Raw genomic sequence first — 18,105 nt, 5'->3', positions numbered from 1 at the left:
GATACCCCGAGGAGACATAGAATGAGCATCCTTCTGTCCATGCTGCCCAAATCGAACGAGGAGGAGTTCGAGAACGAGGAGGAGTTCGCGCCGCTCCCGGCACCGTCCGCCGAACTGGCGGCGCCGGAGGCCGCGACGATCGAGACCCCGTCCGCCACCGAACCGGCCGGGGCCGAAAAGGTTCGCGACCAGCTCTCCGGCATCCTGCAGCCCGAGGCGGGCGTGCCTGAAGGGGAGGTGTCCCCCGTGGAGCCGGCCAGGGATCCGTTCACGGAGGCGCCTCAGGCCGGGAGCTCGGCTTCCGCAGCGCCCGAGACGGATCCAGGCATCCAGGTCATCGAGGATCCGGAGGATCCGCTCGACCGCGCCAATCGCGAAGTCGCCGCACGGAGCGCCGCACGCACCCGTACTTCCGACACGCCGATAACCGACACGCCGATAACCGGGGCGAAGAGCCCCGGCATCGCGCTCATCGACGAGCCGGAGGATCCCGTCGAGCGCGCCCACCTCGAATCCACCGCGGTCGCGCGGCCGGGGAACTGCCTTGTGATGTGCGGCGATCCCGAGCCCGAGGCCCTGCCGGTCCCGACTCACGAGGACTATCTGGCCTCGCTCGGCTTTCCGCCGCGGCGGCCGCATCTCTGGCCGGTGATGATGTCCTGGCCGCCGCAGCAGGATCTCGAGCGGCTGAGCAAGAAGGGTGTGAGCCAGGAGGCGCGGGACGAATACGTCAAGGGTCTCCTGGCGCTCCAGCAAAGGATGCTCGCGCGCGGCGACGAGATCCATGACTACATCATGAAGCACAACCCGCCGGAGGGCGTGCGCAACTGGGCGACGCGGCGTACCCTGCGCCGGATCGACACCGATCCCTACCACGGCATCCGCTGGGCCTGCCTGCTCGACGAGAGGGCGACGCGCCCGGCCGCCAACCTGGTCGCGGCCTGGGGGCAGATGAAGGCGCATACCCTCGATGGCGGTATCGTCCTGGCCACGAAGGATGCAATCGCGTTCAGGAAGATCACCGGGCAGGCGGTGGCGCTCGCCGTCCATGAGGGCATCTCGCGCGGCTGGGGATCGCTGAAGATGCAGGGCGACAAGCAGTTTGCCTTCGCCGCGATCAAGGCCGCGAAGGCGGCGAACGTGAAGGCCGAAATCAAGGAGTTCTGGGGGCCGTTCGGGGTATTCTCGAAGACGCATATCGTGATGCCGGTGCCGCCGCAGTCGGAGGCCGAAAAGGCAGCTGAAGCAGCGAAGGCCGCGGAAGCCGCGAAGAACTCCGAGACCTCCAAGGTCGCGGCGAAACCCGAGACCGCCGTCAAGGACGATCCGCAATCGAGCGCCTTCGACCCTGATGACGAAGCCACTGTCGCGCCGTCCTGACCGGGCCGCGTTTTGCGGTTTTCCCGGGCGTGGATTACGCTCCGCCCGGGACCGTCCCGAAGAGTTCCGGAGAAAAGACATGAAGATAAACACCAGGGCTCTGATGACCACGAGCGGTTTCGGCTGCATAGGCCTGTCCTACGACGAGGCGCTCGGGGACTATGTCGAGAGCGAGGCGCGCGCGGTTTTCGTCACGGAGAGCAGCGTCGCGGCGGCGCGCGCGGCCCAGGCGGGCATGGCGCCGGTAAACCCGGCCACGCTTCCGGACCTGCGCTACGGCGATCTCATTGTCACCTTGCACTGGGGCAGGCGCATCGAGGGTCGACATGTGCCGGCCGGCCAGGATGCGGGTCTCGCGATCGAGATCACCGGCGCCGACGGCGCCCCTCGCCGGATCCCGTTCACCGGGCTCAACATGCTCTCCGCGCGCGAACAGCTCATCGCCATGTCGGAGCGCGGCACATCGCTTTCGGCCGACCAGGGCGGCGTTCTCGCCGGAATCCAGGGGGTGCTCGAGATCATATCCGCGAATCCGGACACGGAACGCTTCGGTGGCGCGCTGGTCGGGCAGGCCTTCATCGCCAGCATGATCGACGGCGCCGGCCACGTCCGCCTGTCGGTTTCCGACGAGGAGTTCGGGCGCAAGGCGCGCGCCGACATGATCCGCGCCCAGATCTCGCGCCTCGCGCGCGACCATCCCGACGGGCTCTCCGGCGCGGCGCCGCTCGCGACCTTGCTGCGCGAGGCGGGCCTCAGTAGCGCGGCCGCCCGGTCGGGCGCCGAAGTCCGGGCTGCGGGGGGTGCCATGGTCACCGAGGAGGCGCTCCGGCGCATGGTCACCGCGAATGACCGGCTCTGCCGCGAGGTCTTCGGCGCGATGACGACGACCCCGATCGAAAAGCTTGGTGTCGCCATGATCTCCCCGGCCGAGCTCGAGGCTCTTGTCGAGGAGTTCTCCGACCGGATACTTACCGGTGAATGGGTGGACCGGATCTGTAGCCGCGCCGAACGGATCGCCGGGGGGGCGATGCACGGATACAGCTTCCGGACCTGCATGATCTCCACGGATGGGCGCGACATCCTGGCGATCAGCGATCCGGTCGGCGACGCGGCAGGGCAGGCCTTCCTTTATTCCTGGCCTTCCGTCGAGCGCTTGCAGATCGCCGAGACCGATGCAGGGCATATCGTCAACATCTCGCCCGAAGAGGTGCCCGACGAGACAGAGATCGCCAGGCTGAAAGTCGTCCTCGATGCCTTGATCTGCGAGACGGCGCTAGAGCAGGACGGGGCCGATCCGCTGTTGCCGGTCCGGGCGCTCAAGATGCGCTGAGATCCGACGCGGCGCGGCGGTTACGCGGGGCCGGCCTGGTTGGCCGGCCTTTCCAATTCTCAATTTTTTGCAAAATCAGTGAACGAGACGGCTCTGACGCAGGAGGATATTGCGGTTCTGCATGACGCCGATCGTGTCGGCCTTCTCGCAGAGGCTCTCCATCTCCTTCCGGTACCCCATGTTGGTTTCCATCGTGAGGCCGACCTTGTTGATGGAGTTGAGGATCGTGGTGTGGTCGCGGTTACCCATGTGGGAGCCGATCATCGTGAGCGAATGGCCACAGACCACGCGCATGACCCAGATCGCCTGGAATCTGGCCTTGACCACCGGCTTGGTGCGCGACGACGAGGCGATCTGGTCGAAGGGGACCTGGGAGCGGTCGGCGATCAGCGCCCCGAGGGCCTTGACGCAGGGCGTGGTGCCGGCAGGCTTCAGGGCGCGGTCGCTCAGGGTGTTGTCGACGATCCCGAGGCGCTTGAGGGCGCAGATGAAGCGGTGGCGATTGATCGTCCTGTCCGGATTGCGGGAGGTCTCGAACTCGAAGACCATCTCGAGGATCCGTGACGCGGCGATCTCCTTGTTGGTGATCAGCCGCTTGCGGAAGATGTTGTGGAGCAGGTGGCCGATTCCGAAGGCGTGGACGTTCTCGGTCTCGGTGGCGGCGGTCACGAGTGAGGCCTGCGCCTCGAGGAGGTCGTGGATGCGCAAGGCCTCGACCAGGATCTCGCGGGAGCGGCGGATCTCCGGACTCTCGCCCGCCACCTCATGGAAAAGTGCCGCCCGAGGCGTGCGAAGAGGAATCGCAGGGGAAGTTTTTCGCATATCGAGAAGCGCGGAGAGCTGCTGATGCGCGCCGGCCTGAAATGCATTTTCTTCGGTAATGACTGCCTGCTTTTGTATCTGGACGCTCATGTTTCCCCCAATTTTGCGGCCCATGGCCTGGAATGATGTGACGAAGATTTGCCCTGAAGGGAGTTCTCCGGATTTCTCTCTTTCCAGAGCTCCTTCTGATTTTCGGATTTTACGATTAAGCTTCAGGGCAGCCAAATATTAGTTTTTTCGCAAACTGGAGATCCCGCATGACGACACCCGCCACACCGGTCAGCGATGCGGCACCTGCCGCACCGGCTGCGGAGAAGGCGCCAGCCTTCCCGCTCGCCGAGGCGCTCGTGCTCTTCCGTGCCTTCGACGCCGCGGCTGATGCCGAGGCCGCCGCAACACCTCCGGCTGACTTCGCGGAATCGCGCCTGCGCCTCGCGGCGCTCATCGGCGCCTTGCCGCAGCGCGCCGCGATCAAGGACGAGAATGTCGATCGCTGGCTCGAACGGACCATGCGCATGGCCATCGGCCGCATGGAGCTCGAGCATGGCGAGGGCAAGGCGACCGTAGCCGACGTCCATCGTCACGTGCTCTGGCACGTGCGCCGCGCCTCGGGGATCGGCGGCTCGGAGGCGGGGACGGTCCTGAAGCATTTCCGCGGCAAGCGCGGCACCTTCGGCGACGCCCACAACCTGGTGCTCGAGAAGCTCCTGATCCTCTCGCCGCAGCCCTCGACCGAGGAGATGGCCCGCGGCGTGCGCGCCGAGCCGGTCCTGCAGCAGATGTACCTTGCCGCGACCGGTGCGCGCACCGACAAGGAGGCGCTCGCCAGGCTCAAGGGCTTCCGCTGGGACAAGCGGCCGGCCTCGATCGGCACGCCCGATGACATCGTGGTCATGCCGGACGGCGTCCGGCGCTGCGTCGACTACAAGTGCCCCTCGGCCGACGTGATTTCCGAATATGAAAAAACCGGGGTGTCGGAGGACTATGTCTGCCAGCTCCATCACTACGGCATCCTGGCAATGGCCGCCGGCGCCAAGTTCGACGTCATGTCGGTTGAGTGCTTCGATGCACGCTCCTTCAAGATCATGAGCTTCCCGGTCGCCTTCGACATCGATCTCGCCAAGGAACTCGCATCGAGCTGCCACCGGATCTGGCATGAGTTCGTCATGATGGGAGTGGTGCCCGATGCGCCGAGGCCCGACACGCTCGCCCTCGAGGACGAGGCGATCGTTCAGTTCGGCGTCGAGGCCGCGATGCTGAAGATTCTCGGCTCCGAGATCGAGGCGCGCCAGAATGACCTGATTTCCCGGATCGCCGTCGCGGGCGCGGAATGGCACGAGCTCGCGACCGGCAAGATGGACCTCAAGATGGCCTCCTTCGACCGGTTGCGGAAGTGGGACGACGGCATTCTCAAGGACATCGCCGAGGCGGCCGAGGTCGATCTCGCCGGGTTCATGGTCGATGCCAAGGGCCTCGACACCGAAGTGGCTGAGCGCTTCCTGCGCGATCTCCATGACGGGCTCGCGCAGGGCGAGGACGTCGGCGGCCTTCTTGCGGACTATCTCGCCGCCGGCGTGCCGGTCGCCAGGAAGCTCGAGGCCGAGAAGCTCGCCGACCATCTCGAGGAGATCGGCATCTCGACGCTGCCGGCCGCGAAGGTCCAGGAGCGTTTCCTGCTTACCCGCAAGAAGAAGGGTCCCGAATACGAGCGGCTGGTCGAAGCCAAGACCGAGATCGCCCAGCTCGTCGATGGGATCGAGGATATGGTGCGCGAGCACGCACCGCGGATCATCCTCGGCGAGCGTAGCCCCGAGGAGGATACCTACGAGCCGGAGATCGCCTGACCGGCCGCGTTCCCGGAAACTGGAAAGGCCCGCCAATGGCGGGCCTTCTGGTTTGGCCGGTCGGTCGAACGGGAACGAGAAAGGGCCCGGGTTGCGGCCCGGGCCGGGCGAAGTCAGAGGATCAGGAACTCGTCCACGTAGAGCGCGCTGTTCAGGATCTCATCAATCGCATCGACAACAACGAAGGACACCCTGTGATCGCCCTTGGCGAGCCCCGAGACGGCGAAGGACTGCCAGCCCGTGTCCCCGTAGTCGCCAACGCCGTTGACGTCGGCAAGAAGGTAGACGTCCTTGTCGACGACGACATAGGCGGCATCGTTGTAGGGGGTATAGTCCCCGGCATCGAAGTAGAACTCGAACCCGATCGCGTGGTCACTTCCCGAGAGCTTGACCGTCGTGGTCATGGCCGAGCCGGTGGTTCCGGGCAGTTGACCGGGGGCGAGCCCCAGGGCAGCCTCGATGTCGGCCGTGGTGACCTCGCCAAGGGATTGCAGGACCGCCATCCGGCTGCCCTCGACCGGCGTCGCCGGGCTCGATGATCCGGGCTGGAAGACATCGAAGGAGACCTCGCTCGAAACGTCACCGAGTTTCGTCCAGCCGTCGAGCGCCGGGTTCTCGAACCCGTCACCGCTCTTCGAGATGTTCGTCTTGACCTTGGCGACATCTATCGTGCTCTCGAAGCTGTCCTTGTAGGCGATGATGTCCGACCAGGTCTGCGCCCCGCTACCGGCCGTCTCGAAGGTGAGCTTCGAGATCAGCTCGAGATTGGCCGCGGTCGCGTCACCCTTGGCGTACGCATAGGTTTCGGCGGGGAATTGCGGGATATTCAGCTCGGTTCCGACCTGGATATGGAGATGCTCGCCGATGATCTTCCCGGTATAGCCGACCTCGCCGAGAAAGGTGGCGCCACCCGTCACGGCGGCGCCCACCTCGAGCGAGCCCATGCTGTTTTGCTCCAGGTGTGCATAGGTGGCGTAGAACGTGATGGTCTCGCCATCGATGTCGACCGTGTGCAGGATGGTGACGAAATTGCCGTAGCCTGACGCGCCGAACGACCCTTCAGCACCCGGCCGCGCCGGAAGTCCCGGAGCGTCGTAGACGGTGTTGCCGTTCTTGTAGTCGACCGCCTCGTTGTAGATGGCCACCACGACCCCGTCGGCCATGGCATAGACGGCGTCGTTCTTTTTCAAAGAGAAGTCGAGCGCCGTGTAGGACAGGCCGAGATGGGAAGGCTGGCTGTTGGTCGCTTGCCCGACCGAGACCTTCTTCTCGTCGGATCCGTAGGGCAGATAAAGCATGAATCACCCATTGCATAACTGTAAAAAGGAAAGCATCGCACGGTGATGGTCATTCTCCTAGCGCCAGGCGATGTCCGGCGCCCGCCCGGCGCGAGTCCATCCGATCAGGACCTGAAGATCGGATCCCGCAACCGGAAAAAGCCCGCCAATGGCGGGCCTTCCTGGTCTGGCCGGTGGGCCTGATGCTTCGGCGGGCTTGCCTGTTGCGGAACCTTCCGGCTTCAGCAGCGCCCGACACCCTCGTAACCCGCGAAACCCGCGTCGAGAACCGCCCTGCGGTCATAGATGTTGCGCAGGTCGGCCATCCGGGGCTGGCGCATGACGCCGCTGAGGCGTTCGAGATCGAGCGCCCGGAACTCGTTCCACTCGGTCAGCATCACGACGAGATCGGCACCCTCGGCGGCCGCGTAGGGGTCCTCCAGCCAGGCCACCCCCGGCAGAAGATGCTCACCCTCCCTGCGGCCCTGCGGATCGACCACGCGAACCTCGGCACCAAGGCCAATCAGCGCCGGAACGAGCGTGAGAGAGGGTGCGTCGCGCATGTCGTCGGTATTGGGTTTGAAGGTCACACCGAGCACCGCCACCCGCTTGCCCGCGAGGCTGCCGCCGGCGAGATCGACGACCTTGTCGACCATGCGCCGCTTGACCTCGTCATTGACCTGGATGACGGTCTCGACGATGCGCAGGGGTGCGCCGTGCTCCTGGCCGGTCCTGGCGAGCGCCCGGGTGTCTTTCGGGAAGCACGACCCGCCATAGCCCGGCCCGGCATGCAGGAACTTCTCGCCGATACGCCGGTCCATGCCCATCCCCTTCGCGACCGCCCTCACATCGGCGCCGGTGCGCTCGCAGAGCGTGGCGATCTCGTTGATGAAGGAGATCTTGGTGGCGAGAAAGGCGTTTGCCGCGTACTTGATCATCTCCGCGCTTTCGAGATCCGTGAATACGATCGGGAAGTCGCGCAGGTAGAGCGGCCGGTAGATGTCGGACATCACCGCGATGGCGCGCTCGGTCTCGGCGCCGACCACGACGCGGTCAGGCCGCATGAAATCCTCGATCGCCGAACCCTCGCGCAGGAATTCCGGGTTCGAAGCGACATCGAAATCCGCTGCCGGGTTGGCCTCGCGCATGACCTCGGCGACCTTGCGGTTGGTGCCGACCGGCACGGTCGACTTGGTCACGACGACCGCGTGGCCCTTGAGCCCGCGGGCAATCTCGGCCGCGGCCTCCATGACATAGGTCAGATCGGCATGGCCGTCGCCGCGGCGCGTCGGTGTGCCGACGGCGATGAACACCGCCTGTGCGTCCTCGAGCGCGTCGTCGAGCGAGGTGGTGAATTTCAGCCGGCCGGCGGCGACGTTGCGCGCCATGATCTGATCGAGGCCCGGCTCGTAGATCGGCACGCCGCCCGCCTCGAGCGTCGCGATCTTGGCGGCGGACTTGTCGACGCAGACGACCTCGTGACCGAAGTCGGAGAAACAAACGCCGGAGACAAGCCCGACATAACCGGTACCGATGACCGCAATCTTCATTCAGGATTTCCTTGTTGGTCTGGTCTTTTCGGGAAATGGCATCAGGCCCGAGGGCCGGGTCGATCCGGGGCGGCCTTCGCCCCGGACCAGGATCAGTTCAGGTTGGAGCGGTTGTCGAAAATCGAGGGCCGGGACTCCGGCATCGGCAGGTAGGACTTCATCGCCATCTTGTGGACGATGAGGGCGCCGTCCTGCTCGGCGGCCTGGGCGATGACGAATCCGGCCATCGGCAGGAGGTTCTTCGAAACCGCAAATCCCATCTTGAGGGGGATTGTCTTCTTCGTGTCGCTCTCGGGCGACAGCAGCGCCTCGTCCGAGCCCTGGGAGAGGAACGCGACCGAGCCGCGGATCTCGCGCATATCGCCCTTGCGCGTGGTGATGCCGAAGGTCTTCTGCGCCTCGAGGGCCGCCGAGACCTCGCGCGCCTCTTCGGCGGTGCGGATCTCGACCTTGGTCACGTCGGAGGCGTTGTGGGCGCTGATGAAGTCGATGACAGCTATCGTGTCGCCGATCGAAAGGCTGGCAGGGTCGTAGAATCCGTACATGCTGGTCTCCGGGGTGGGCGTGTTACTCTCCGGGAGTATCACTCCCATATTCGCATATCATATCATGGCGGGCTCGCCGGACAATCTCCAGATTTTCACAATCTGTGGATTGGTTTTCACATCTTGGGTGCCGCCGCGGGGCCGGTCCCGGAAGGGCGTTCCCAGATTTCCTTGATCATGGCGGCGAAGACCGGGTCGGGCGATGGCAACCAGTCCTCGTTGCGCATCTTCGTCTTGCCGCCCTTGCGCACGTTCCGCTCGCCGTAGACATGGAGTGTAGCCTCCGAGGTATGCCCGGTCAGCGCCGCCGCCTCGTGACTGTCCATGGCGCGCTTGGCGCGGGTCGCGAAGCTGTGCCGGAAGGCGTAGAGGTTGAGGTTGAGATCCGCCAGCAGAGGCTCGCGCCGGGCCGCTGCCTTCAGGAGCTTGGTCATCGAGGCGCGGATGCTGTCCTTGCGCTTGTCCGTAAGCCGCAGCCGTCGGCCCTGGGTGGCGAGCGCGATCAGGTTGAGCTGGCGCAGCGGAATGTCCTTGAGGATCTGCAGCCGGTAGGGGGATTTCAGCTCGGGATTGGCGTTTCGGGTCTTGGCTGAGGTGATCATGAGAACGCAAGGGGCGCCGGCGCGGATCATCGCGTTGCGTGCGGTCATTCCCAGGCTGTCGCCGGTATGGGTCGCGGCCTGCTCGACGGTCATCATCAGGTCCTCGCCGATCGCCCTGGCGGGATCTGCAACGATCATGTCGCGCATCTCCTGGGTGAAGGGGATGTCGGTGCGCGGCACCATCAGGCAGCAGGCCCAGACCTCCACCGGCCGCATGCCGGTGAACCACGTCACGTTGATGAAGAGCCGCAGCGTCCCCTCGAGCCGGGTCTTGCCGGACTTGAGGCTGGTCAGGGAGTCGAGTGGATCGTGGTCGCTGAGCTCGATCTCGAGCGCCATCAGGTCACGCCAGGTCAGGTGGCGCTGCGCCTTCTGGTCATGGCGCGGCCCATTGTTGCCACGCTTGCCGGAGAGCAGCTCGATCATCTCCTCCTCGCCCAGATCGAAACCGTTCCGGCGCGCCACCTCCATGTCGCGCTCGAGAAGCTTTCCGGCATCATCCATGATGGTCCGGTAAGGCCGGTCGAGAGAGACCCGAAGTCCGTCGAGATCTTCGGCCGGAGCATCGGCCATCCAGTCCCTGGGATGGGTTCCTTCGGGCCAGGCGAGAAGGCCATCCTCGATCTCGACGGCCGCCACGACCTTTCTGATGGCGGCGATCTCGAGATTGATGGTCGATTTCGACAGGGCCTTCGAGCGGATCGAGGTCTGCTCCGCGAGATCGGCGAGCACCGGAACCCGCTTGAGGATGGCCGCCCGTTTCTCGACGCAATCCGCGATCCTGTTCAGGGCGTTCACATACTGTTCCAAGGTTCCCCCCAATTCGCACGATAAACCTGAACCGTCAGGTTCACCCCATATTATCGGGCAGGCTAAAGCCCGCTCCTACTGGCGCCTCGCTTCGCTCCGCTTGGCGGTGGCGCCGCGCCGAAGCGCCGGACCACCACCCACGAAGCAGCAATCTCCGCCGCCGCCTCCAGACTTTATAAGCGCGAAAAACGAAACGTGGTAGGGCTTCTAAATCTATTTTTCGCACACCCCGCCGGAAGCCTCCGAGGGTGTCCTTGCGGGGCTCTGGGCCGGCCTGGCCGCCTTCGGGCGGGTGGAAATAGATTATCTCCATCCATTTTTGAATTACCTCATGATTTCCTTGAGTTGAGTGTTTAATGGCGGGAAAAAGTGGCTCGAAAGCCGGCGCGCCTGCAGCCGCATCCATCGGCGGATAAAACCCGTATCCGGCGTATGCGCGGGCTTGCTTTGGCGGCGGGGCAGGTGGTGCGGCGCCACCGGAAGAGAGGTGCCGCACCCTTTATTTTCTTGATTATCGAGCCGACCTGCGCAAACGAACCCTCGTGCGCCAGTCCGTCGCTGCCGCGCCTCGCGCCAGTGATCGGCCGGTTTTCCACAATAAACCGTGCCACCAGGCTGGGCGCAATGCGATCTCACCTTTTTTCGCATACCCCATGAATGCTAGGTTGCGCCAGGTTCCATCAGGAGAACGCAGGATACATCCATGAGAAAAACGACAGCATCAGTGCTTGTCATGGCGGCCATCGTCTCGGCCTGTGGCTCCATGACGGAGAAGACCGCCGAAGTCCCGCCGATCGAAGCGATCGATAGCCGGATCGCGGAGGCCGTCGAGACCTCCGCCAACGCCAACCGCGCGATCGCCGAGGTCGAGGTCGCCACCGCCGCCCCGGTCCGCCAGGGTCCCGGCCAGGCGGTCCCGCCCAACGTCGTGCTGCCGCCCGAGGCGATCCAGCCGGTCACGGCCGACTGGCAGGGTCCGGTCGAGCCCTTCCTCGAGGAGATGGCGACGCGCGCGGGCTACAGCTTCAGCGTCACCGGTCGCAAGCCGGCCAACCCGATGATGATCACGATCACCGCGAACGAGGAGCCGCTCTTCGGCGTGGTCCGTCGGGCTGGCGCGATGGCCCACGGGTACGCCGATATCGGCTTCAATCCCTCGGCCCGCACGATCGAAATCCGTTACGGAGGCTGAGGCATGAAAGTCCGCGCCATGATCCTTCTGACCCTTTCGGGCCTGACCCTTGCCGGCTGCATGCAGCCGGCACTCGAGCGCGGTAAGGCCTCCGACCTCAATCCCCCGATGGTCGGGGCCAAGACCGATGACCTGCGTATCGGAAAGGCTCCGCCGGCGTCCGCCGACGCCATCCGTATCCCGGTCTACAATCCTGACGCCAAGGTCGGGGAGGTGACCCGGATCCGGGCGGATGCGCTGAAGGAGGCGGCCCAGAGCTACGGCTCGCAGATGGGCTTCGCCCGCCGCTCCTGGGAGATCGCTGGCCGGCTCGAGGCGCGGTCCTCCGACCTTTCCGAGGTTTTCGATTTCAACCGGCTGGTCTCTGCCGCCCCGGTCAAGGCCGGTGTCGTCGTGCCGCCGGTGGTCTCGCGCTCCTTCGACGCGTTCGTTACCGATGCCGAGGGCCGCGAGGCGAGCGTCGCTGACGAATACCTCACCATCGTTCGCCCGGGCCGCATCGCGCCCGTCGCACCGACCTGGCGCGACTACCTGGTCTTCACGGCGGGTTCGCCCGAGGAGCCTGCGCGCAGCCTCATGCCGGGCCATGGTGAGGAGCTCGATCTCTTCGAGGGGTGGTTCGGGGAGGGCTGGGAGGCTGGCGTCGCGCTCGCGGATGCCGAGTTCGACACCCGCCTCGATCGCCTGAAGCAGGACTACCAGGGCATGCTGCAGTATCGCCGCCTGGTGGCTCAGGGCATGATGGACCGCATGGTTCTCGCGGATGCCGATTTCGGCGTCACCGAGGAGGACGGCCAGATGCGGATCGGCAGCAGGACCGTGCAGATCGTGAGCGACGCCTCGTTCCAGTCCGACCCGACGGAGTGGAAGGTCCGAAGCGTCAGCGAGCGGGACGCCCTGATCGTTGACACCGGCGAGATCCCGTCGCTCTCCGCCGACCTTGAGTGATGGTGGGATGCTGATGGCTCCGGAATCCCAGAAACCGGTATCGGCAGCCCTGTCGCGCAAGATGTCCCCGGGCGTCGAGCGCGCCCGGGCCGCCGAGCTCGACCGCGACACCCTTGCCGCCTTCATGCTGGAGGCCGAACCGCAGCGGATCTCGATGGACGAGTTCCGTCAGATCCTGATGTCCGCGGTCCTGACCGGGGCCTCGGATGTCACCTTCCAGACCGACCAGCAGCCGCGAGCCGAGATCCACGGCATCCTCTACCGGGCGATGCGCCGACCGCTTTCGCCGTCCGAGGTCGACCTGATCCTGATCGAGTCCTATGGCGGCGCGAACGCCAGGACCGAGGTCAACGGGCAGCGTGTGCTCGACTATTCCTACGAGCTGAACCTGCCCGACGGCGCGCGCCAGCGGTTCCGGGTCAACGCGACCGGAATCTACGGCCGTGACGGCTCCGGCGTCGAGATCACCTTCCGGGCGCTTCCCTCGAAGACGCCGGACCTCACGATGGTCCAGATCGACGACCGGGAGATCGCGGCGCTCACGCCGCGTGACGGCATCGTCGTCATCGCTGGCGCCACCGGTTCGGGCAAGTCGACGACGATGGCCGCGGTCACCCGCTACCATCTCGAGGCCTCGCCACGCCCGGTAAAGATCGTCGATATCCAGGCGCCGATCGAATACACGTTCCGGGACGTCATGGGCGGCACCTCTGGTTCCTCCTCGATCATCGGCCAGTCCGAGATCGGCAAGCATATCCGCTCCTTCGCGGACGGGGTTCATTCGGCGCTGCGCCGCAAGCCGAACATCATCAACGTTGGCGAAGCCCGCGACTTCGAGACGATCAGCGCCTCGCTCGAGGCCTCGCTTACCGGTCACCTCGTCTATACCACGACCCACGCCGGTTCGGTCGCGGATGCGATCCGCCGGCTGCTCACGACCTTCCCCGGCAACGAGCGCGAGAGCCGGGCCTATGACCTGGTTTCGGCGTTGCGCTTCCTCATGGTTCAGCACCTGGTGCCGCGGGCCGACAGGCCCGGCCGGGTTCCGGTGCGCGAGTACCTGCGCTTCACCGACCGGGTCCGCGAGATCCTGCTCTCGAGCCCGATCTCGTCCTGGTCGTCGATCGTGACGCGAGAGGTCAACGGCGAGGTCGAGGGTCGCACACCCGAAGATCAGCGCGTCTCGCTCACGGATGTCGCGGGCCGGTTCTTCAGGGATGGGGTCATTTCGCGCGCCGACGCGCTCCGTCTTGGCGGTCCCTCAGCGGTCATGGAGATCAGGTGATGTATTTCGGAACCCCGCTCTACTGGCGCGAGACCCATCGGCAGCCAAAGTTCCTCTTTCTTGACGGCCGCCTGGTCATCGTCCTCTTTCTGACGGTGATGCATATCCGTCCGTGGACGATCGGGCTCTCGGTCGTCACGATCCTGGTGCTGTGGCTCTTCGACCGCAAGGGCGTGAGCGCCACCAGCATTTTGCGTTTCCTCCGGGCCTCCATTGTCGGCCGAAAGCGCACCGCGCGCGGCCTGCAGGCCGAGCGGATGCCGGTGGATTTTGGCTTCGAGACCGCGGCGCATGTCGCGCGGGCCCGGCAGATGATCGAGATCCGCGCGAAGCAGGCCGGGCAGATGAAGGCGAAATCAAAGACCCCCAAGGGGAAGATGCGGAAGGTCTGAACGACATGGACACCCTTACAGGCCTCATCAGCAGCCCGCAGCGCATCCGGGTATTTCGCTCCTCCGAACGCGCTGGCGACCTCCTGGACATCCATGACGAGGCCCGGGTCTTCGTGACCATCGGCGCCGGCGAGACGCATGTCACGATCCTCGACGACGAGGGGGTCTGCGACAAGAGCTGGACCGCGGTCTTCGGCTGGAGCTTCCTCTTCGGGGTGCCGGTCGATTTCGGTGGCCGTCGCATCACGTTCGAGGAACAGGAGACCGTGGCCCTGGCCCTGCAGGGCAGCGCCCGGATCTATGGCCAGACGATCGACACGACTGCCTATGTCAGGGATGCGGGGCGTGCGCTCAGCGCCGCGCTCGACGACATCCTCTACCAGACGGTCGGCTCGGGCGCCCGCTTCCTGTGCATCGTGCTGGCCGCCCCGGAATGGCTGCACGGGTTGCTTTCCGGATCCGTCGGCATCCGGCCGCACATCCTTCACGAGATCAGGGACATCTGACCCTTCCAACGACACGGAGACTGACATGAAACGCCTGACCGGACCTTCCCTGACCCTGCTGGCCGCGCTGATCGGATCGGCGCTGCCGGCCCAGGCCGGGTTCTACCTCGAGGGCCTGGCGCCCTTCGCCGGCCGCTACTGCCAGGATGTCGACCCGACGCTCCACGACCCTCTTGTCGCCGCTCCGGCGATCGACTGGAGCAAGGACTCGGCCGATGCGGCGAGCCTCGGCGGCCGCCCGGCCTATACGGCACCGGACTGCGCGCCGGAGGGCAAGTACGCGCCGCGGGCACATCCGCTGAAGCCGGCCGAGGCGCCGCAGAAATGAAGGGCGTCATCGAGAAGACCATCGAGTTCCTCAACGGAGAGGCGGGCGTGACCATCACGGTCCGCCCGCTCCTTCCCTTCGTCGCCGAGGGCTACCGGATGCGTGGTGCTTCCGGCATCGACGTCTTCGGCGACGGACGTCGGCTACCGCTCGAGATCCCGGAAGACCAGGTCGTGGCCTTTGCGGAGGCCGAGGAGATCCTGCTCTGCGAGTTCCCGGTTGAGGGGCCGGATCCGGTGCGCGAGCTGGTACTGCAGCGCCAGGACTGAACCTCATACTTCCTATTTTCGCATATCCGGGCGAGATTGGGCCAATCGAAGAACCGGCCCCGGCCGAACGGAGAACCTCATGACACTGAACGAGCGCGACCAGAAGATCAAAACCCTCCTTGAGAGCCTCGTGGCCAGCGATGCGGGGCTGAAGTTGGTTCGCGAGACGCTTGGCGGCTCTGGCTTCGGCCTTCTGCGCCAGGTCGAGCACATGACCTTCCCGGAGGTGACGGACCCGGAACGGCTCGCCAGGGCCCGTCACGGCGTGGTCATGGACACCGAGACCACCGGGGTGGACACGACGAAGGACAAGGTCATCCAGCTCGCGATGCTGCGCTTCACCTACGATGACGAGGGGATCATCGCGCTCGGTGAGGGCTTCGACCGGTTCCGGGATCCGGGCTTCCCGATTCCCGCCGAGATCACCGCGATCACCCGGATCACCGATGACGACGTCCGCGGCAAGACGATTTCGGATGCGGAGGTCGCCGCCTTTCTCGAGGGCTGCGACCTGGTGATCTGCCACAATGCCGGCTTTGACCGGAAGATGGTCGAGCGCGAGTTCCCGCAGGCCGGGTTCGGCCAGCTTCGCTTCGACTGCTCCTTCGCCCAGATCAACTGGCTCGTCCGCGGCAACAACGGCCGCAGCCTGGAGAGCCTGGCGCTGAAGGCCGGCATGATCTACGGCTCGCACAACGCGCTGAACGACATCCTTGCGACCGCTTTCGTCCTCAACACGCCGAACGAGACGCATGGACGCCCCTTCGTGGAGATGTATCGCCGCGGTTCCGAGGCCGCGATCCTGCTCATCGCCAAGGACAGCCCCTTCGAAAGGAAGGATGACCTGAAGGCCAACGGCTATTCCTGGTCCCCTGACGGGCTCGACGCGGCCGGCAACACCAAGTCCTGGTACAAGACGCTCCGCGACGATCCGGCTGTCCTCGATGCCGAGGCCGAGTTCCTGCGCACGCAGATTTACCGGCGCGATGTCGCGCTTCCCTGTTACCGGATCGCCGGCGACGAGCGCTACTCGGCGCGCCGGCCGCAGCGCCAGGAAACCTTCCGCACCGCGGAGGTCCGCAGCGTGCGCGACGTCCTCGAGCAGCAGGTGGCGTATACCACGCCGCAGACGAGCTTCTCGTTCTAAGCGTTTCGGTCCGGGCTTCAGGCCGCCCGGACCGGAGCCCCGCCCTCGAGCGGGATGTCCCGTCCTGGGCCTTTCAGGAAATACCAGCGCGCCATCAGGGCGGCGTCCGCCATGCCGTGGTTCTTCTTGATCTTGAGGATCTTGTCGTGCTCGGGCCAGAGCTCGCGCGCATAGGCGCGGGCGGCGTCCTTCGCCTCCTCGTCCGAGCCTCCGGCGAGGCGCGAGGCCTTCTTCCATTCAGGGGGCGTCACGAGCACCAGGGGCTTCCTGGCGGCGGTGACGGCGTTAAGGATCGACCCGAGGCAGAGCCCGAAGGTGAACATCGCGCTCACGCCCTGGCCGGGCCTCGCTCCGACCTCCTCGACCACGACCTGGTCGGCATCGGCGATGATGTCGGAGATATGCATGCCGCAGGGCCTGAGGAGGCGACCGGAGCCGATGAGCTCGATCTCGCCGATCCTGATCGTGAAGGGGGAGGTGGTGTCGTAGCGCGCGTAGGAGGCCACGCGGCCCGGATCGAAGGCGACGATGATCATCGGGGTGCCCGCCCATGGGGATGCGCGGCTGACGCCCAGGCATCGATCCCGTCGAGGAGCAGCCGGTAGGTCTCCTCGCCGTAGTGGTAGGGGGCCGGACCCCAGTGGTGCGAGTCGTCGATCCCGAACGCGTGGTCGCCGTAGTCGACCGAGGCGATGCCGTGGTTCTCGGCGATTTCGTAGAGACCACGCAGGTACTCGTTGTTGGCGTCGACGAAGGCCCGGTCGGCGCCTGAGCCGGAGTTCATGCCATGGGCCCAGAGGGCCTTGTTGAGCAGCAGCGGCACCCCGGTTTTGTCCGAAAGCCGGATCAGTTTTTCAAGACCTGCGATCCAGAGATCCCGGCGGCGCGGATCCCGGGTGAGGATCAGGTCGGAATTGTCCGCCGGCAGGACCGACCTGAAGCTCATGCAGTAGGTGGCCAGCGCCCCGTCCCACTCGATCAGGGGAAGCCGTTCGTCGACGAAATCGATGAGGAGGACGTCAGAGCCGGCCGCGCGGTCGCGCAGGAGGTCCGGCACGCCTCCAGTGAGATTGAGATCGAGCATCCGCCGCAGGAAATTGTCGGGCAGGGTGCCTTCGGGGTCGAGATCATCGAGCGAGAGCGGGAACGGCTTCCCGCGGAAGGCGGTGGCGAGCGAGTTCTTGGCCACGAAGCCGGTGACTTCGTGCCCGTTCGGGTCGAGACGGAATGCGTCGCGCGAGACGCAGCTGCCGAAAATCAGGATCTTCATGTGTCGGGGCGTCAATCGAAAGGAAGCTTCCTGATGACCTTACAATGCCGCGGAGTGATGCGAAAAAACAAAAACCGGATTATCCCCAATAACGGTCCGATCGGGCAGGCGCTTGTTTCGAAAAGGAAAAGGCCCCGTCGTCTGGACGGGGCCTTTAGTGATGCGGCATGTTAACCTCCACGCCTTAGCTATATATGTGCCTCGGGAAGAAAAGCTGCGCGACGGCTATGAGGTAAGCGGCTATGCAGAGCAGCACGACCGGGTTGGTCAGGTAGGCCAGGGCATAGAGCAGCGCGGCGAAGAAACCGTAGATCGAACCCAGAGCCAGGGCTATCCAGCCAACATTCACCATGAACTCGGTCACGCCGTGGAGCTTGCGTATGTAGCCAAGCGACCACACGACCAGGCCGAGGAAGGCCAGCATGAGGAGGACGGACGGCCACAGAGGCAGGAGCGGATCAGCCCTGTAAGAGTATTTGCCGACAACAACGCCCGTGGCCATGAACCAGGTCACGCCGAAGCCTATGACCCAGAGCGGGCTCAGCAGCAGGATTGTGTTTTTCAGGGCCTTCATTTCTCAACCTCTTGGCTGTTCATACCCTAAGAAT

The 18,105-nt window shown here is 65.2% G+C and carries 19 protein-coding genes; 11 read left to right on the top strand and 8 right to left on the bottom strand.

From position 1 onward, the window contains the following. The first annotated feature begins 21 nt into the window (after positions 1-21). Both OM960_RS13515 and OM960_RS13510 read left to right on the top strand, forming a co-directional pair. Complete coding sequence (locus tag OM960_RS13515; protein WP_264772331.1) at positions 22-1,380, top strand: hypothetical protein; 1,359 nt, start codon at positions 22-24, stop codon at positions 1,378-1,380. A 79-nt stretch (positions 1,381-1,459) separates the two neighbouring features. Next, positions 1,460-2,710 (top strand): hypothetical protein, encoded by a 1,251-nt coding sequence (locus tag OM960_RS13510; protein WP_264772330.1) that lies wholly within the window; start codon positions 1,460-1,462, stop codon positions 2,708-2,710. Positions 2,711-2,785: 75 nt separating this feature from the next. Here the strand turns inward: OM960_RS13510 and OM960_RS13505 are convergent, their stop codons facing one another. Continuing rightward, complete coding sequence (locus OM960_RS13505; protein ID WP_264772329.1) at positions 2,786-3,472, bottom strand: helix-turn-helix domain-containing protein; 687 nt, start codon at positions 3,470-3,472, stop codon at positions 2,786-2,788. 317 nt (positions 3,473-3,789) lie between these two features. Here OM960_RS13505 and OM960_RS13500 point away from each other — a divergent pair, with 317 nt between their 5' ends. Continuing rightward, positions 3,790-5,376, top strand: a complete 1,587-nt coding sequence (locus OM960_RS13500; protein ID WP_264772328.1) for a YqaJ viral recombinase family protein — start codon at positions 3,790-3,792, stop codon at positions 5,374-5,376. A gap of 113 nt (positions 5,377-5,489) precedes the next feature. Here the strand turns inward: OM960_RS13500 and OM960_RS13495 are convergent, their stop codons facing one another. The 4 genes from OM960_RS13495 to OM960_RS13480 all read right to left on the bottom strand — a co-directional run bounded on the left by OM960_RS13495 (position 5,490) and on the right by OM960_RS13480 (position 10,160). Further along, the gene (locus tag OM960_RS13495) at positions 5,490-6,674 is read right to left on the bottom strand and encodes a M23 family metallopeptidase (protein ID WP_264772327.1); all 1,185 of its coding nucleotides are present in this window, start codon (positions 6,672-6,674) and stop codon (positions 5,490-5,492) included. A gap of 221 nt (positions 6,675-6,895) precedes the next feature. Continuing rightward, entirely contained in the window at positions 6,896-8,203 is a 1,308-nt protein-coding gene (locus OM960_RS13490; protein ID WP_264772326.1) for a UDP-glucose dehydrogenase family protein, read from the bottom strand. A gap of 92 nt (positions 8,204-8,295) precedes the next feature. After that, complete coding sequence (locus OM960_RS13485) at positions 8,296-8,748, bottom strand: hypothetical protein (RefSeq protein ID WP_264772325.1); 453 nt, start codon at positions 8,746-8,748, stop codon at positions 8,296-8,298. 116 nt (positions 8,749-8,864) lie between these two features. Further along, positions 8,865-10,160 carry a hypothetical protein gene (locus tag OM960_RS13480; protein WP_264772324.1) on the bottom strand — a complete coding sequence of 432 codons (1,296 nt, stop codon included), beginning with the start codon at positions 10,158-10,160 and terminating at the stop codon, positions 8,865-8,867. A 703-nt stretch (positions 10,161-10,863) separates the two neighbouring features. On the opposite strand from OM960_RS13480, the gene OM960_RS13475 reads away from it, so the two are divergent. The 8 genes from OM960_RS13475 (at position 10,864) to OM960_RS13440 (ending at position 16,227) form a co-directional block, all read left to right on the top strand. Then, entirely contained in the window at positions 10,864-11,352 is a 489-nt protein-coding gene (locus tag OM960_RS13475; protein WP_264772323.1) for a DotD/TraH family lipoprotein, read from the top strand. Between the two features lie 3 nt (positions 11,353-11,355). Next, positions 11,356-12,300 (top strand): type IV secretory system conjugative DNA transfer family protein, encoded by a 945-nt coding sequence (locus tag OM960_RS13470; protein WP_264772322.1) that lies wholly within the window; start codon positions 11,356-11,358, stop codon positions 12,298-12,300. A gap of 13 nt (positions 12,301-12,313) precedes the next feature. Further along, a complete protein-coding gene (locus OM960_RS13465) occupies positions 12,314-13,585 on the top strand; it encodes a type IV pilus twitching motility protein PilT (protein WP_264772321.1) in 1,272 nt (423 codons plus the stop codon). Then, positions 13,585-13,977, top strand: a complete 393-nt coding sequence (icmT, locus tag OM960_RS13460) for an IcmT/TraK family protein (protein ID WP_264772320.1) — start codon at positions 13,585-13,587, stop codon at positions 13,975-13,977. The genes OM960_RS13465 and icmT overlap by 1 nt, the downstream gene beginning before the upstream one ends. A 5-nt stretch (positions 13,978-13,982) precedes the next feature. Beyond that, positions 13,983-14,483, top strand: a complete 501-nt coding sequence (locus OM960_RS13455; protein ID WP_264772319.1) for a hypothetical protein — start codon at positions 13,983-13,985, stop codon at positions 14,481-14,483. A gap of 25 nt (positions 14,484-14,508) precedes the next feature. Next, positions 14,509-14,811, top strand: coding sequence for a hypothetical protein (locus OM960_RS13450; RefSeq protein ID WP_264772318.1), 303 nt, complete (start codon positions 14,509-14,511; stop codon positions 14,809-14,811). Continuing rightward, positions 14,808-15,080 (top strand): hypothetical protein, encoded by a 273-nt coding sequence (locus OM960_RS13445; protein ID WP_264772317.1) that lies wholly within the window; start codon positions 14,808-14,810, stop codon positions 15,078-15,080. Before OM960_RS13450 ends, OM960_RS13445 begins: the two co-directional genes overlap by 4 nt. Positions 15,081-15,159: 79 nt before the next feature. Further along, a complete protein-coding gene (locus OM960_RS13440) occupies positions 15,160-16,227 on the top strand; it encodes a 3'-5' exonuclease (protein WP_264772316.1) in 1,068 nt (355 codons plus the stop codon). A 17-nt stretch (positions 16,228-16,244) separates the two neighbouring features. Here OM960_RS13440 and OM960_RS13435 read toward each other — a convergent pair whose 3' ends face one another. The 3 genes from OM960_RS13435 to OM960_RS13425 form a co-directional block, all read right to left on the bottom strand. After that, positions 16,245-16,763, bottom strand: a complete 519-nt coding sequence (locus OM960_RS13435; RefSeq protein ID WP_264772315.1) for a RuvC family protein — start codon at positions 16,761-16,763, stop codon at positions 16,245-16,247. Beyond that, positions 16,760-17,497 carry a DUF6270 domain-containing protein gene (locus OM960_RS13430; RefSeq protein ID WP_264772314.1) on the bottom strand — a complete coding sequence of 246 codons (738 nt, stop codon included), beginning with the start codon at positions 17,495-17,497 and terminating at the stop codon, positions 16,760-16,762. The genes OM960_RS13435 and OM960_RS13430 overlap by 4 nt, the downstream gene beginning before the upstream one ends. A 184-nt stretch (positions 17,498-17,681) precedes the next feature. After that, a complete protein-coding gene (locus tag OM960_RS13425) occupies positions 17,682-18,071 on the bottom strand; it encodes a hypothetical protein (RefSeq protein WP_264772313.1) in 390 nt (129 codons plus the stop codon). Positions 18,072-18,105: the final 34 nt, after the last annotated feature.

Origin of the sequence: Defluviimonas salinarum (genome assembly GCF_026013545.1) — a bacterium.
In the GTDB taxonomy this organism is placed as follows: Bacteria; Pseudomonadota; Alphaproteobacteria; order Rhodobacterales; family Rhodobacteraceae; genus Albidovulum; species Albidovulum salinarum.
The sequence above is the reverse complement of the archived record's forward strand: the minus strand, read 5'-3'. Positions and strand labels throughout refer to the sequence as shown.